The organism is Desulfoferula mesophila, assembly GCF_037076455.1.
Classification (GTDB): domain Bacteria; phylum Desulfobacterota; class Desulfarculia; order Desulfarculales; family Desulfarculaceae; genus Desulfoferula; species Desulfoferula mesophila.
This window is the reverse complement of sequence record NZ_AP028679.1, coordinates 1,178,663-1,192,489: the sequence shown is the minus strand read 5'-3', so window position 1 is coordinate 1,192,489 and position 13,827 is coordinate 1,178,663. Positions and strand designations below refer to the sequence as shown.

The 13,827-nt window shown below is 64.9% G+C and carries 14 protein-coding genes; 7 read left to right on the top strand and 7 right to left on the bottom strand.

Annotated elements, in window-relative coordinates; genetic code table 11:
• Position 1 precedes the first annotated feature (1 nt).
• A complete protein-coding gene (hisS, locus tag AACH32_RS05180) occupies positions 2-1,255 on the bottom strand; it encodes a histidine--tRNA ligase (protein ID WP_338605713.1) in 1,254 nt (417 codons plus the stop codon).
• A gap of 600 nt (positions 1,256-1,855) precedes the next feature.
• On the opposite strand from hisS, the gene AACH32_RS05175 reads away from it, so the two are divergent.
• Positions 1,856-3,076, top strand: coding sequence for an ammonium transporter (locus AACH32_RS05175; protein ID WP_338605712.1), 1,221 nt, complete (start codon positions 1,856-1,858; stop codon positions 3,074-3,076).
• Positions 3,077-3,108: 32 nt separating this feature from the next.
• On the top strand, positions 3,109-3,495 hold the full coding sequence (locus tag AACH32_RS05170; RefSeq protein WP_338605711.1) for a P-II family nitrogen regulator: 387 nt from the start codon (positions 3,109-3,111) through the stop codon (positions 3,493-3,495).
• A gap of 93 nt (positions 3,496-3,588) precedes the next feature.
• Here the strand turns inward: AACH32_RS05170 and AACH32_RS05165 are convergent, their stop codons facing one another.
• The 6 genes from AACH32_RS05165 to AACH32_RS05140 all read right to left on the bottom strand — a co-directional run bounded on the left by AACH32_RS05165 (position 3,589) and on the right by AACH32_RS05140 (position 9,274).
• Positions 3,589-4,341: an HD domain-containing protein gene (locus tag AACH32_RS05165; protein WP_338605710.1), complete on the bottom strand. Its 753-nt coding sequence runs from the start codon at positions 4,339-4,341 to the stop codon at positions 3,589-3,591.
• On the bottom strand, positions 4,341-5,186 hold the full coding sequence (locus AACH32_RS05160; RefSeq protein ID WP_338605709.1) for a 4Fe-4S dicluster domain-containing protein: 846 nt from the start codon (positions 5,184-5,186) through the stop codon (positions 4,341-4,343). The genes AACH32_RS05165 and AACH32_RS05160 overlap by 1 nt, the downstream gene beginning before the upstream one ends.
• Before the next feature lies 1 nt (position 5,187).
• Positions 5,188-5,967: an ATP-binding protein gene (locus AACH32_RS05155; protein ID WP_338605708.1), complete on the bottom strand. Its 780-nt coding sequence runs from the start codon at positions 5,965-5,967 to the stop codon at positions 5,188-5,190.
• Positions 5,960-6,388, bottom strand: a complete 429-nt coding sequence (locus AACH32_RS05150) for an RrF2 family transcriptional regulator (protein WP_338605707.1) — start codon at positions 6,386-6,388, stop codon at positions 5,960-5,962. The genes AACH32_RS05155 and AACH32_RS05150 overlap by 8 nt, the downstream gene beginning before the upstream one ends.
• A 250-nt stretch (positions 6,389-6,638) precedes the next feature.
• Positions 6,639-7,835 (bottom strand): cation:proton antiporter, encoded by a 1,197-nt coding sequence (locus AACH32_RS05145; protein WP_338605706.1) that lies wholly within the window; start codon positions 7,833-7,835, stop codon positions 6,639-6,641.
• 5 nt (positions 7,836-7,840) lie between these two features.
• On the bottom strand, positions 7,841-9,274 hold the full coding sequence (locus AACH32_RS05140; protein WP_338605705.1) for an NAD-binding protein: 1,434 nt from the start codon (positions 9,272-9,274) through the stop codon (positions 7,841-7,843).
• Positions 9,275-9,432: 158 nt separating this feature from the next.
• On the opposite strand from AACH32_RS05140, the gene AACH32_RS05135 reads away from it, so the two are divergent.
• The 5 genes from AACH32_RS05135 (at position 9,433) to AACH32_RS05115 (ending at position 13,545) form a co-directional block, all read left to right on the top strand.
• The gene (locus AACH32_RS05135) at positions 9,433-9,948 is read left to right on the top strand and encodes a V4R domain-containing protein (protein ID WP_338605704.1); all 516 of its coding nucleotides are present in this window, start codon (positions 9,433-9,435) and stop codon (positions 9,946-9,948) included.
• Positions 9,949-9,951: 3 nt separating this feature from the next.
• Positions 9,952-11,100: a GGDEF domain-containing protein gene (locus AACH32_RS05130; protein ID WP_338605703.1), complete on the top strand. Its 1,149-nt coding sequence runs from the start codon at positions 9,952-9,954 to the stop codon at positions 11,098-11,100.
• 154 nt (positions 11,101-11,254) lie between these two features.
• Positions 11,255-11,620 carry a CGGC domain-containing protein gene (locus AACH32_RS05125; RefSeq protein ID WP_338605702.1) on the top strand — a complete coding sequence of 122 codons (366 nt, stop codon included), beginning with the start codon at positions 11,255-11,257 and terminating at the stop codon, positions 11,618-11,620.
• Positions 11,613-12,371 (top strand): DUF364 domain-containing protein, encoded by a 759-nt coding sequence (locus AACH32_RS05120; protein WP_338605701.1) that lies wholly within the window; start codon positions 11,613-11,615, stop codon positions 12,369-12,371. The genes AACH32_RS05125 and AACH32_RS05120 overlap by 8 nt, the downstream gene beginning before the upstream one ends.
• 103 nt (positions 12,372-12,474) lie before the next feature.
• The gene (locus tag AACH32_RS05115) at positions 12,475-13,545 is read left to right on the top strand and encodes a DUF362 domain-containing protein (RefSeq protein ID WP_338605700.1); all 1,071 of its coding nucleotides are present in this window, start codon (positions 12,475-12,477) and stop codon (positions 13,543-13,545) included.
• Positions 13,546-13,827 lie beyond the last annotated feature (282 nt).

Here is a 13,827-nt window from a genome sequence, read left to right as displayed (position 1 = left end):
GTTATGCTCCCGCCGCCATCAGGCGATTCACTATCTCCTCCAGGGGCAGATCCTGCTGCTCCCCGGTGGCCATGTCCTTCAGAGGGGCCCTGCCCGCCGTCAGTTCCTCGCCGCCCACGATGAGCACCCGGGCGGCGCCCGATTTGTTGGCCCGGCGCATCTGGGCCTTTAGGCTGGCCGACGCCGCGCTCATCTCCACCCAGACCCCGGCCCGGCGCAGCTTTTGGGCCGCGCCAAAGGCCCAATCCCGGGGCTCGTCGCCCAGGGCGGCGATGAACAAAGCGGGGCCCTTTTGCCACTCCGGGTTGTCTTCCAATAGTAGGGCCAGGCGCTCCACCCCCAGGGCGAAGCCGATGGCCGGGGTGGCCGGGCCGCCCAGGACCTCTATCAGCCCATCATAGCGCCCGCCGCCGCCCACCGCATCCTGGGCCCCCAATTGGCTGGTCTTGAACTCAAAGGCGGTGCGGGTGTAATAGTCCAGGCCCCGCACCAGCTTGGGATCGGTCTCATAGCTCACGCCGGCCATGGTCAGCAGGCGCTTCACCTCCTCGAAATGCTCGGCGCAGGCCTCGCACCAGGAGCCGCTGATCAGGGGCGCGCCCTGGGAAATCTCCCTGCAGCCCTCCTGCTTGCAGTCCAATACCCTGAGCGGGTTGCTGGCCAGGCGGCGGCGGCAGTCCTCGCACAGGGCGCCCTGGCGGCTCTCGAAATAATCCATGAGGCCCTGCTTGAAGCCGGGGCGGCACTCGGGGCAGCCCAGGGAGTTGAGCACCAGGGTCACCTGGCGCACGCCCAGGCGCTCCAGCAGATGGTGGGCCAGGACCAGAAGCTCGGCATCGCCCTGGGGCCCGGCGTCGTCCAAGACCTCGCAGTCCAGTTGGTGAAACTGGCGCAGGCGGCCTTTTTGGGGCCGCTCGTGGCGGAACATGGGGCCGATGGTGAAAAGCTTGTGCGGTCCGGGCACCGCGTAGAGCTTGCTCTCCAAAAAGGCCCGCACCACCCCGGCCGTGGCCTCGGGCCGCATGGTCAGCGAGTCGCCGCTGCGATCGCTGAAGGTGTACATCTCCTTGGAAACGATGTCGGTTTCCTCGCCGATGGAGCGAGAGAACAACTCGGTGCGTTCCAAGATGGGAGTGCGTATCTCGCTGAAACCGAAGGAACTGAACACCTCCCGGGCCGTGGCCTCGATGAAGCGCCACTTGGGGGACTCGGGGGGCAGCAGGTCTTTCATGCCCCTGACCGCCTGAATGGCCAAAACGCCGCCGCCTTTCTAAGTCTCGCTTTTTGGTCCCTCGGGGGGACGAGCTAGGAATTTTGCATATATACCCGGAATTTGTATGGTGGTCAAGAAAAGGGACCGGAGGCCGCCTTACCAAATTGCAACCTTGCGACCGAGCTTAGCGCTACAAATATGTTGCGCCTTGGTCGGCGCCTTCCAGCAAAAGTACCATTCAGTATGTTTTATACTTACAGCCTACCATGAGGTACGCCTGATTAATATTTTTCGTGTATCACACCGATTTATTTTACTTTTTAGTGATTACCCAATTTTAGGCCAAAACGAAAAAAACGCGGTGGGGCGCTTTCCGGTCTTTCCATCGCCTCAAAACAGGCCATCTTGCGCGGGCCAAGGCTACCAAACGGTACTATTAATCCTGCCATCCTCGCGTGACACTCAGCGCGTAACCTACATTTTTTCCTGCTTTTTAAGGAAATTTCCTTTTTTGGCATCAAGGTTGCGTTCAACAACCGCGAAATCACCTCGCCGCGGAGGCCCGACCGGCTTCGCGGCGGGTTTGAATAATGACTCGAGGTTTGCAAGTTCAATTTTTTGCTACTGAGGAGGGAGCAAGTCATGGCCAACCCCATCAGCGCGGGCGACACTGCCTGGATCTTGACCAGCTCGGCTATGGTCCTTTTGATGACCCCCGGCCTGGCCTTTTTCTATGGAGGCATGGTCCGCAAAAAGAACATCCTCTCCACCCTGAACCTGTCGTTCATCATGATGGGGGTCATCGGGGTGCAATGGGTGCTCTACGGCTACACCCTGGCCTTTGGTAAAAACGTGGCCGGTCTCTTCGGCGACCTTAGCTACCTGGGCTTCAGCGGGGTCACCGGCGTGCCGGGGCCCTACGCCGACAACATCCCCCATTTGGCCTTTGCCGCCTTTCAGATGATGTTCGCGGTAATCACCCCGGCGCTGATCACCGGCGCCTTTGTGGAGCGCATCCGCTTCAAGACCTTCCTGGTCTTCGCGGTGCTCTGGGCCACCATAGTCTACGATCCCCTGTGCCACTGGGTGTGGGGCGACGGCGGCTGGATGGGCGCCATGGGCGCCCTGGACTTCGCGGGCGGCACCGTGGTGCACATCGCCGCCGGCTTCAGCGCCCTGGCCTTCGCCATCGCCATCGGGCCGCGCAAGGGCTTCCCCAAGGCCCCCATGGAGCCCCATAACATCCCCTACACCGTCCTGGGCGCGGGTCTGTTGTGGTTCGGCTGGTTCGGCTTCAACGCGGGCAGCTCCCTGGCCGCCGACGGCCTGGCCTCCTATGCCTTCGTGAACACCAACACCGCCACCGCCGCCGCGGCGGTGAGCTGGATGCTGGTCTCCTGGGCCGACGCGGGCAAGCCCAGCGTCTTGGGCATCGCCACCGGCGCGGTGGTGGGCCTGGTGGCCATCACCCCGGCGGCGGGCTTCGTGACTCCCCTGAGCGCCATCGCCATCGGAGCCGTCGCCGCGCCCATCAGCTACTACGCCATCCGCTTCCGCCAAAAGCGCAACCTGGACGAGTCGTTGGACGTGTGGGCCTGTCACGGCATGGCCGGCACCTGGGGCGCCCTGGCCACCGGCCTGTTCGCCGCCCCTGAGGTGAACGAGGCGGTGGGCCTGTTCTACGGCAACCCCGGCCAGTTCGGCATCCAGGCCGTCAGCGTGGCGGTGACCATCTGCTTCGTGTTCCTGGTCACCTTTATTCTGACCAAGGTTCTGGGCGGTATCATGGGCCTCAGGGTGGAGACTCTGGAAGAAGAAGTGGGCCTGGACCTTTCCGAGCACGGCGAACGGGCCTACTCCTAGGCTAGAGCCGGGACTTAAGGAGACAAAAAGCGATGCTTAAGAAGATAGAAGCCATAATTCGCGAGGACAAGCTCAACGACGTCAAGGACTCCTTGCACGAAGTGGGCATCCGGGGCATGAACGTCTTCGAGATCAGGGGCCAGGGCCGCCAGGGCGGCATCACCCTGGCCGGACGCTCGGGCACCTACCAGGTGGACATGCTGCCCAAGATGCAGATCAACATCATCCTCAGTGAAGACAACGTGGACGAGACCATCGCCGCCATTCTCAAGGGCGGACGCACCGGCGACGCGGGCGACGGGCTGATCTTCGTCTACCCCGTGGACGAGGCGGTGCGCATCCGCACCGGCGAGCGGGGCCACGAGGCGGTGGTGTACCCCGGCGACATCGACGACAAGAAGAAAAAGGGCGCCGCCTAGCAATCACACCAGCGAGTCATCAACGCGCGGCGCTTAACGGGCCGGGAGGGCGATTCCCTCCCGGCCCGCATTTTTTGTTGGGGGGGCGGCGCTCTAGGCGCCTAAAAAGCGCTGCCGGGCCAGCTTGCGGCCGGTGGCGGTCTTGAAGACCTTGTCGATGAGCTTGGTCATCTTCTCGGCGCTGAGACCGGGAAACTCCTCGGGGATGTTCACCAGCCAGTCGCTGTCCCAGATGATGCGAAACTCCAGGGTGTCGATGTCCTTGGCCGAGTGGTGGTTGGCGATGATGCGCCCCACGTGGTCGCGGGTCTCCATATCCAGGTCCAGGTCCTTCATGATGGCCTCGGCGATGGGCGGGCCTTCCAGCTCCTGCCAGCGCCCGGCCGCGGAGCCGTGCTTGGCCTCGGCCGCCTGGATGCCGATGTCGTGCAACACCGCCGCGGCCAGGATCACCTTGGGGTCGCCGCCCTCGGCCTTCATCAACTCCTGGGCGTTGGCCAACACCGCCTGGGCGTGTTCGATGCGCTTGGCGTCGCGGCCGAAGGTGGCCTGCATGGCCTGGAGCAGGCGGTCCAAAAGCGACTCGCCCCCTCCCCCGGCGGCGGCGTGCTCGGCCAGGGCCTCCTTGGGGTCGTAGCCCAGGCACTCCTTGGCGTGCTCGCACCACTGGGCGCAGCCCAGGTTGAGCTTGGGGTTGGCCACCTTCTGGCCGCAGCCGGGGCAGCGGCGCGAGGCATCGTCCTTAAAGAACTCGATCTCCGCTCCGCAGTGGGCGCAGGTGGTTTCGAAGATGTCGCCGGGCCCCCAGAACTTGGTGTCTTGACCGGGGCACATGGTCTGGGCCATCACTCCCCCTCCTTATGCTTGGCGGCCCACCAGGCGGCGAAGCGCTCGCCCTGGGGCGCGTTGTCGATGTAGTCGTCCACGCTGGCGGCCACGAGGGCCACCGCCTGCTCCGGGCCGTCCACCCGAGCCGTTTCCACAGCCAGGTGGGGATGGCGGCCCAGCTTGCCGCCCATCATCAGGCGCATCTGCGGCTGGGCCAGGCGAACCGCCTCGCTGGGGCAGGACGCCGCGCAGCCCAGGCAGCCCAGGCAGAGGTCGCGGTCCCAAGAGACCGCCTCGTCCACCGCGATTGCGCCGTCGGGGCAGGCCGCGGCGCATTGGCCGCAAACGGTGCAAGCGTCGGGGTCAAAGCTCGGCCGCACGCTACCCACCAGGGCCAGATCGGCTATCTGAGGCCGCGAGCAGCCGTTGGGGCAGCCGGACAGGGACAGGCGCAGCTTGTGGTGGAACAACACCTGGTCGCCGGCCACCTTGGCTCTGAGGCGCTCGCTCACCTGTTCGTCCGCCAACCATTGCTCCAGAGCCGCGCGCCAGGGCTCGGTGTCGACCAGGGCGTTGGGGCAGCCGGAGAGTTGGGCCCGGCAGGACTCCAGCACCACCATCTGGGCGCCGGGGCGGTTTTCGCTGGGCAGAAGTTGGGCCAGCTCCTTTTCGCTCTTGCCGCCCATGGCCGCCCGAAAGCGGGCCTCGGCGGCGGCGAAGTCGGCCAGGCTCACCAGCTCCCGGCCCTCGCCGCGCACCCGCTGTTCCACCTTGCGGCGGGCCAGGGCGCGCACCACCAAGGGGACCCCCTTGAGGGCCCGGGCCGCTTCCGGGGCCCAGTCCATGCCGCCTCGCTCGGCCATTTTAGGCCGCCAGGCTCCAGGGCAGGTTGCGCTGGCCCAACACCGTGCCGTTGCGGGAGATGACCATCTCGCCCACCGGCAGCTTGGCCCCGGCGCGTTGCATGGCCTGCTCCACGATCCAGTTGAGACCCGAGCAGCAGGGAACCTCCATGTGCACGATGGTCAGCGAGCGCATGCCGCCGCCGGCCAAGAGCTCGGCCAGCTTGTCCACGTGGGCCTGGGCGTCGTCCAGCTTGGGACAGGCCAAGGCCACGGCCCGGCCGAGCAGAAAACGCCGGTGCAAATCCGGCAGGGCGGCCGCCGCGCAATCGGCCAGGAGGATCAGGTCCGCGCCCTTTAGGAACGGAGCCTGGGGCGAGAGCAGCTGCAGCTTGATGGGCCAGTGTCCCAGCTGGCTGGGGGTGGGCCAGTCGTCGTCCGAGGCCACGGGGGCCGTGGGCTCCAGGCTCATGGCCGCGTGGCCCTGGCAGCCGCCGCCGCCCATAATGGGCTGGGCCACCGTGGGAGCCACCGGCTCGGGGTGGGCGGGCTGGTCCTGGGAGGCCAAAAGCTCCTCCACCGCCTCTTCGTCAAAGGCCTCGGCCTCGCGCTTTTCTATGGTCAGAGCCCCGGTGGGACAGCCCGACAAACAGGCCCCCAGGCCGTCGCAGTAGATCTCGCCCACCAGGCGGGCCTTGCCGTCCACCAGTTGCAGGGCCCCCTCGGTGCAGTCCAAAATGCACTGGCCGCAGCCGTTGCACAATTCCTCGTCAATGTGGATTATGCCCCTCATCCTAGGCATTGACCGCCTCCTGAGTAAAAGAGTCGCTGAGGTCCGACAGCCGGGTGGTGGAGAAATACTCCCTCACCTCGGCTCCCACGTTCTCCAGCAAGCCGCCTAAAATGCAGTTGCCGTTGCAGATGGGATTGCCCAGCAGGCAACGCTGCTCCCTGAGAGTCCCCTCGGTGGCCTCGTACACCTCCAGCAAGGTGATATCATCGGGGTTGCGCTGCAGGCTGAAGCCGCCCTTGGGGCCCCGTTGCGAGCGCACCAAACCGGCTCGGCCCAAACGCTGCATCACTTTGGCCAAATGGGCCTCGGAAACCTTGAGCCGGGCGGCCAACTCGCGGGTGGAGACGCGGTCTCCCGGCCGCGAGGCCAATAGCCCCATGGTGTGCAGGGCCAAGGAGGCCGCTTCGGATATCTTTAGTAGATGTTGCATCATCACCATCCAATTAAGTTATTCTGGTATTAAAATACTTATTTAGTCCCGCCTTGTCAACCTGCAGGCGAATTTTTGATGATTATATAGTTAAATCTGATTGTTATAAATATAGACCGGGCGGGTTAATTCTGGAAAGCGCCCCGGGAGTTGGGCCACGCTGAACCTGCGGCACGATTAATCGCGACGGCTTTTCAGAGAACCGGATCCGGCCCGAGCGGACGCCAAGACTCCGACGGGCCAGCCGGGGCTATAGCCGGGTGCGCGGGGTCTGGGGCAGGGGCTGTTTGCCCGGCGGGGGGCTCTCACTGGGCTGCAGGAGCTTGAAGGCCGTGGGGCCGATGAAGCAGGTGAGCAGGGCCAACATGACGATGGCGTCTTTCTGCGCCGCGGTGAGCAGTCCGGCCTCCAGGCCGATGGCGGCGGCGGCCACGATAAGGCTGAGCCGGGCCGAAAGCAAAAACCCGGTCTGCACCGCCTGGCGCAGCCCCACCCCCTGCAAGGTGTAAAGCAAGCTGGGCAAGAGCTTCACCCCCAGGGCCACCAGCAGCAGGAGCAGGCTGGAGACCAGGCGATCCGCCCCGGCGATGCTGCCCAGGTCGAACTGCATGCCCACGTGGATGAAAAAGATGGGGATCAAAAAGCCGAAGCCCAAGCCTGAAAGCTTGCTCTCCAGGGCCTCTTTCTGGCGCATCACAAAGGAGATGACGCAGCCGCCCATGAAAGCCCCCAGCACCGGCTCCAGTCCGGCCAGCTCGCTGATGGCCACGAACAGAAACAGCAGGGCCAGGGAAAAGCGCACCCCCTGCTCCTGGGGATCGTCGGCCAAAAGTAGGCGCTGCGCCGCTTCCGGATGCCACCAGGACCACAGGCGGCCCAGCCACAGCAACAGGCCGAAGCCCACGAAAAGGGGAACCGGCAGGGCCAGCCGCCAGCTCACCCCGTTGACCAGCCAGGAGTTGTACAGGGTCAACAGCAGCAGGGTGAGGAAATCGGCCAGGGTGGCGGCCACCAGGATGCTTTGGGCCAGGGGGGTCTTGACCAGGCCCGTTTCCTTGAGAATGGGCAGCACCAGACCCAGGGAGGTGGTGGAGAGCACCAGGGCCATGAAGGCGCCCAGACCCAGGGCCAGGCAGGCGGCCAGGGCCAAACCGGCGGTGCAGACGAACACCAGAAGCTGGAAGGCCAGCTGGGCGGGGCGCTGGCGCCCCAGGGCCTTGAAGTCGATCTCCATGCCCGCGTGCAGCATCAGCACCAAAAAGCCCAACTGGGCCAAAAAGGGCATCCACTGCCCGGTGAGCTCCAGGTTGAACAGGCTCTTGCCCAGGATGATGCCGAAGATGATCTCCAGCACCGGCGCGGGAAGACGCAACAGGCGGGCCACCCCGGGCAACAGGGCGGCGGCCACGGTGATCAAAAGCAGGGAATAGGCTTGGGACAACTCCACCCGGCTCAGTCCTCCTTGGCCACCACCAGCACCGTGCAGCCCGCCTTTTCGGCCAGGTGCTCGCCCACGTTGGGCGACAAGAGCCCCCGCCCCCGGCTGGAGCCGCCCACCACCATGAGGTCGTATTCCCCCGAAAGCTCGCTGATGCGGCGCACCGGGTTGCCCTGGAGCAGCACCTCCTGGAAGGTCAGCTTGAGGGCGTGGGCCTGCTCGCGGGCAGTGGCCCGCACCTGTTCCAGCCAGGGGGCGCTGTCCTCGCCGCGGACGAACTCGGGCTCTTCCACCATGGCCAGACTGACCTCGCCGCCGGTCTGGCCGGCCACCTCGGCGGCCACCTCCAGGGCAGCCAGGGAGCAAGCCCGGCCGTTGAAGGGCACCAGGATTTTCTGGTAGGGAGCGGTCCCCCCGGCCAGCACCAGGGGAGCCCCCAGGGACTCGGCCAGGTTCATGAGGGCCGACTTGGCCAGCGACTCCAGCAGGGAGGGCTCGAACTTGCCCAGCACCACCAAGCCCACCTCGCCCTGGCGGCACAACTCCCGGGCCTTTTCCAACAGGCCCGAGGCGACCGGCTCCACGCGCACCGAACAGGCGGCCGGCCACTCGTTGATCTGGGCCTGCAAATCGCACTGGCCCTCGCGGCACAGGATGATGGTGTCGTTCACCCGGCTGTCCATGGCCCAGGCCATGGCCTCGTTCATCAGGCCCTCGTGCTCGTCGGGGTCCTTGGGGTTCAAGACCACCAGCAAGGTCTGGCCCCAGGACAGGGGGAAGCCGGGCAGGCCGCAATCCAGGCGGGAGCACACCTCCTCGCAGGTGTCCGGCGGGCCTAGCAAGAGCAGGTGGTCGCCGCTCTGGATGCGGGTGTGGGGCTCGGGCAGCACCAGCTCCTGGCTGCGAAACAGGCCCACCAGCCGCCACTTTTCGCCGCGCACCGAATCCACCCGCCGCCCCATCAGGTGGGGCAGATCCTGGGCCTGGAGTTCCATCACCACGCCCCGGCCCAGGCCCAGGCGGGTCACCGTGAGCGTCGGGTCCTCCAGAAAGTGGTTCACCTCGCGGGCCAGGGCGGCGCTGGCCAACAGGGCCTCCACCCCCAGCTCCTGGAAGCTCTCCCGGCCGGCGGCCTCGTAATAAACCACCAGCACCTGGGCCACCCCGGCTTGGCGGGCCGCCTGGGCCACGGCCAGGTTCACCGCGTCGTCCTCGGACAGGGCGGCCACGTATTGCTGATCGGCCAGGCCCGCCTGCTCCAGCACCACCGGGCTGGAAGGGTCGCCCTCCACGGTGATCAGTTCACTGCCGCACAGGGCATGGGCCCGCTCCAGGGCGGAGGCATCCCCGCCCACCAGGGTCACCTCCCAGCGGCCGCCGAGGCGCTTGAGCAATTCGTGGGTCACCGGACCCACCCCGCATATCATCACTTTACGCTTCTTGTTCATTAGTCCGTCCAGGCTTGTCAGACCATGCCTGGTATTGTACAACACTGGCCATCAAAGCTTGTCGCACCTCGCCTGCTCCCTCATAGTTGGACATTTTAATGCGCGAGTTGCCCTGTTATCCGGGCAGCCCGCCGCAGGGCTTCACAGGGGAACGCACCATGGATAGAAAATATCAGTTTTCTTGGGATTTGCTGGGGGACATCTCGCAAGGCAGGCCCAACCTGGGCCCGGTCACCCGCTTGGAGGTCTACCGCCTCATGCAATTTTGCCTGCGCGACGTGCTGGAGCAAAACCTGGGCAAACAAAAAGCGGACGAGGTCTTTTACCAAGCCGGCTACCTGGCTGGCAGCGAATTTTTCAACAACGTTCTGGGTCCGCAGGACGATTTCAACGAATTCGTGCGCTCGCTGCAAAACGCCCTCAAGGAAATGGGTGTGGGCATCCTGCGGGTCGAGGAAGCCGACCTCGAAACGGGCTCTTTCGTGGTCACCGTGTCCGAAGACCTGGACTGCTCCGGTTTGCCGGAGTTGGACTACGAGATATGCATCTATGACGAAGGTTTCATCGCCGGGCTCATGGAAAGCTTCACCGGCCGCAAGTTCAAGGTCAAGGAAGTGGACTGCTGGTGCACCGGCGACCGCACCTGCCGCTTCACCGCCCAGGTGATCGACTAGGCCATGTACCGCGCCAAGCTCCTGGACAAACTCGGCGTCCTGCGCCAAGAGCTGGAAAAGGCCTGGCCCGACCCCAGCCCCGACCAGCAGGAGCACCTGGCCTATCTGGCCGCCTGCGTGGCGGTTGAAGCCGGTTTTGGGCGCAGGGTTACCGGCTCCGAGACCCCGCCGGGATTGGAAGAGACCCTGGAGCTTCTGAGCGCGTTGGTTTTCGACAACCATCCTGCGCAAGAGCTACCCGACGATCTGCGCGACAACCAAACCCTGGGCAATCTCTTCGACACTCTTCAGGTGGTCAGGACCGCCTCCCTGGCCCTGGCCTCCGGCGATCTCTCGGTAAAAATAGAGGCCAAGGGCTTTTTGATCGGCTCCCTCAAGACCCTGCAGGCCCATTTCAAGCACCTCACCTGGCAGACCAAGCGGGTGGCGGAAGGCGACTTCACCCAGCAGGTGGATTTCATGGGCGAGTTCGCCACCGCCTTCAACGCCATGACTCGCCGCCTGGCCGCCAGCCTGGAAGATCTGCGGCAAAAGGAAACCGAGTTGCGGGCCAAAAACCGGGAGCTTGAACTGGAGGTCCAGGGCCGCCGCCGGGTGGAGCAGGCTCTCAGGGACAGCGAAAGACGCTACCGGGAGATGGCCATCACCGACCACCTCACCGGCTTATACAACCGGCGTCATTTTTACCAGCTTGCCGCCAACGAGATCAGGCGCGCCCTGCGCCATGGGCACGATCTTTCCCTGATAATGATCGATCTGGACGACTTCAAAAGGATCAACGACCGCTTTGGCCATGACGCGGGGGACAAGGTGTTGGCCCAAGTTGGCCTGGAGTTGCGCAGCCTGACCAGGTCCATCGACATTTGCGCCCGCCTGGGAGGCGAGGAGTTCGTGGTCATGCTCCCGGAGACCCAATCCTCCAGGGCGGCGGAGGTGGCCGAGCGTCTGCGGGAAACTCTGACCTTGTCCTGCGTGCACATCGGTGAAGATCTGGTGGGGGTCACCATGAGCGCCGGGGTGGCCTGCCTCAGCTACCTGCCGGAAACCAAAGAATCCGCCCAGGCGCTGCTGGAAGCGCTTATCAAACGGGCCGATGAAGCCTTATATGCCTCCAAAAAGGCGGGGCGCAACTGCGTCACCGCCGCCTTCTAGATCCGCACAAGCCGAATTAATTTTGAATATCGCCACTTCCCGTCTGGCCTTGCAAGCTGTCGCTAATCACCTAAATCATGTATAACATTTAGAGCTTTAAAAACCGGCGCTCACCCCGAATGCGGGCGCCGTCATTGGTATCGAGAGGTAACACATGGAAAAGATTTTGATTGTCGGCTGTAAAAAGGCCATGGACGATGTTTGCATCGGATGTTCACGCTGTCTGGTGGCCTTCAACCGCCGCGTCGGCGAGTTCGCCCGCTATCCCGAAGGCGAGGCCCAGATCATGGGGCTGCTCAGTTGCGGCGACTGCCCCGGCGCGGCCATCGTCACCCGCCTGGCCCAGGTCAAGCTGTGGAACGCGCCCATGGAGGAAAAGCCCACCAAGATCCACATCGGCCCCTGTCTGAGCGATCATTGCCCCCACGCCGATGACATCATCACCAAGATCAAGGCCAAGAGCGGCATCGAGGTGATCGAAGGCACCCATCCCTATGCCCCGGCGGACATCTTTGTCTGAGTCCGGCCACCTGCTCCGGGGCCTGGTGGAGCATTTGGCTCCCCGGGCCCAGGGCCGGGTGGCCCAGGTGGTGGTGGGCCTGGGCTACACCGCCGCCCGGTTGGAAGACGGCCGGGCCGGGGTTGCCTACACCTTTCGCGACCAGGCCAAGGGCGGCTGCGCGGCCTTTGGGGGCAAGCGCCCCCTGGCCGGGCAGGAGACCGCCGCCCTGCTGGCCCTGGCCGCCTCCCGCGACCCCATCGAGGCGGCGGTGGGCCTGGCCGTGGCCAACGCCCTCCTGGCCCCCAGCCCCAGCCGGGCCGTGGCGGGCGACGTCTTGGAGCAGGTGGGCCTGGAGCCCACGGACTCGGTGGGCATGGTGGGGTTCTTCGGCCCCCTGGCGCCCGAGGTGCGCCGCCGGGCCCGGCGCCTGGTCATCTTCGAGCGGGTGGAGCTTCCCCAGGGAGAGCTGTTGCCCCAGGAGCGGGCGGCGGAGCTGTTGCCCGACTGCCAGGTTGCCCTCATCAGCGCCACCACCCTGCTCAACCACACCCTGGAGCCCCTGCTGCAGGCCTGCGCCGGCTGCCGCGAGGTGGTCCTGCTGGGGCCCAGCACGCCGCTGTGCCCCGAGCTGTTCGCCGGCACCCCGGTCACCATGCTCAGCGGGATGGTGGTGCGCGACGCCGCGGAGCTTTTGCAGGTGGTGGCCGAGGCGGGCGGCACCCGCCAGTTCAGCCCCATGGTGGACAAGAAGAATCTGCGCCTGGCCTAGGCCGGGCCGGTGTTGGGCGTTTGCTTGCAAGTTGGCCTATAATAGAGGCCGACGCGGTCTTGTGCGCCGCCAACCCAGGCAATCTCTCCATGAAGGAGCGCCCATGTCCAGAGTGATGATCCAACCGGCCGATTTCACCACCTGCCAGGAAGCCGTGAACCGGGCCTTTGACCTGTTTCCCCTCGAGATCGAGGGCAAGAAGGTCTTGGTCAAGCCCAACGTGCTCAGGACCGCCAAGGCCGAGGAGGCCATAACCACCCACCCGGCGGTGCTGGAGGCGGTGGTGGCCCGGCTGGAGAGCATGAACCCGGCCGAATTGGTGGTGGGCGACAACCCCGGCGTGTTCACCTATGGGGCCAACGAAAAGGCCTTCCGCGACACCGGCCTCATGGAGGCCTCCCGGGGCCATTATCTGAACATCGGGGCGGAATCGCGCGAAGTGCCCTTCAACCCCGCCTTCCGCGAAACCCTGAGCGTGTCCAAGGCGGTGCTGGACGCGGACGTCATCGTCTCGCTGCCCAAGTTCAAGACCCACGGACTCACCGTGTTGAGCGGGGCCGTCAAAAACAGCTTCGGCATCCTGCCCGGCGCCCAAAAGGCCGGGCTGCACAAGCTGGCCGGCGAGCCGGGTCGCTTCAACGATCTGTTGGTGGAGGTGTTCAAGCTGAGGGTGCCGGACCTATATATAGTGGACGGCATCGTGGGCATGGAGGGCAACGGCCCGGCCTCCACCGACCTGCGCGACGTGGGCCTGATCCTGGCCTCGGACAACGCCGTGGCCCTGGACGGGATCATCGCCCGGCTCATGGGGGTGGATGACCCAGGCCTGGTGCGCTTTTTGGCCACCGCCCAAAAGGCCGGTCTGGGCGAGTACGGCGAGGCGGCCACCGAGATCATCGGCGAGCTGAAGCCCATACCCGACTTCAAACTGCCGCCCATGGGCGGCGAGAGCATCACCCGCTCGACCCAGATCCAGGAGTTCATCGAAAGCCGCACCCAATTGCGCCCCCAAGCCGACCCGGACAAGTGCACCGGTTGCGGGGCTTGCATCGAGCAATGCCCCGCCTCGGCCCTGGCCTTTGACGAGGAGCTGCCCAAGGTGGACCCGGACAAGTGCATCGTGTGTTTCTGCTGCCAGGAGATGTGCCCCGAACAGGCCATGCAGTTGCAATAGACGCCCACGCGGCCCAGATCTCGTAAGCCGACGGGATCTGGGCCGCTTTACGCTTGATGCATGCCCTGTTCAGCCCCGGGCTATTGGTGATCCCAGCCTCATATCCCTTGAATTATCCACGACGCCAACCTCAAAGCTTGACTACCCTTACCCATTCATAGTATGTCCAGTCCGACATATGCCACATTTGACATCCGTCACGTAGGATTTGGGTCTCCTGGTGGCGGTCGGGCTATAAGCGACAATTTTGAATCGGGCCACCAGCCCATCATCAAGGTAGGA

Excerpts from the sequence above, each read along its gene's own strand:
- AACH32_RS05130 (WP_338605703.1), top strand. The coding sequence starts at position 9,952 with ATGTACCGCGCCAAGCTCCTGGACAAACTCGGCGTCCTGCGCCAAGAG.
- AACH32_RS05165 (WP_338605710.1), bottom strand. The coding sequence starts at position 4,341 with ATGGCCCAGACCATGTGCCCCGGTCAAGACACCAAGTTCTGGGGGCCC.
- AACH32_RS05150 (WP_338605707.1), bottom strand. The coding sequence starts at position 6,388 with ATGCAACATCTACTAAAGATATCCGAAGCGGCCTCCTTGGCCCTGCAC.
- AACH32_RS05170 (WP_338605711.1), top strand. The coding sequence starts at position 3,109 with ATGCTTAAGAAGATAGAAGCCATAATTCGCGAGGACAAGCTCAACGAC.
- AACH32_RS05160 (WP_338605709.1), bottom strand. The coding sequence starts at position 5,186 with ATGGCCGAGCGAGGCGGCATGGACTGGGCCCCGGAAGCGGCCCGGGCC.
- AACH32_RS05175 (WP_338605712.1), top strand. The coding sequence starts at position 1,856 with ATGGCCAACCCCATCAGCGCGGGCGACACTGCCTGGATCTTGACCAGC.
- AACH32_RS05125 (WP_338605702.1), top strand. The coding sequence starts at position 11,255 with ATGGAAAAGATTTTGATTGTCGGCTGTAAAAAGGCCATGGACGATGTT.
- AACH32_RS05115 (WP_338605700.1), top strand. The coding sequence starts at position 12,475 with ATGTCCAGAGTGATGATCCAACCGGCCGATTTCACCACCTGCCAGGAA.
- AACH32_RS05135 (WP_338605704.1), top strand. The coding sequence starts at position 9,433 with ATGGATAGAAAATATCAGTTTTCTTGGGATTTGCTGGGGGACATCTCG.
- AACH32_RS05140 (WP_338605705.1), bottom strand. The coding sequence starts at position 9,274 with ATGAACAAGAAGCGTAAAGTGATGATATGCGGGGTGGGTCCGGTGACC.
- AACH32_RS05155 (WP_338605708.1), bottom strand. The coding sequence starts at position 5,967 with ATGCCTAGGATGAGGGGCATAATCCACATTGACGAGGAATTGTGCAAC.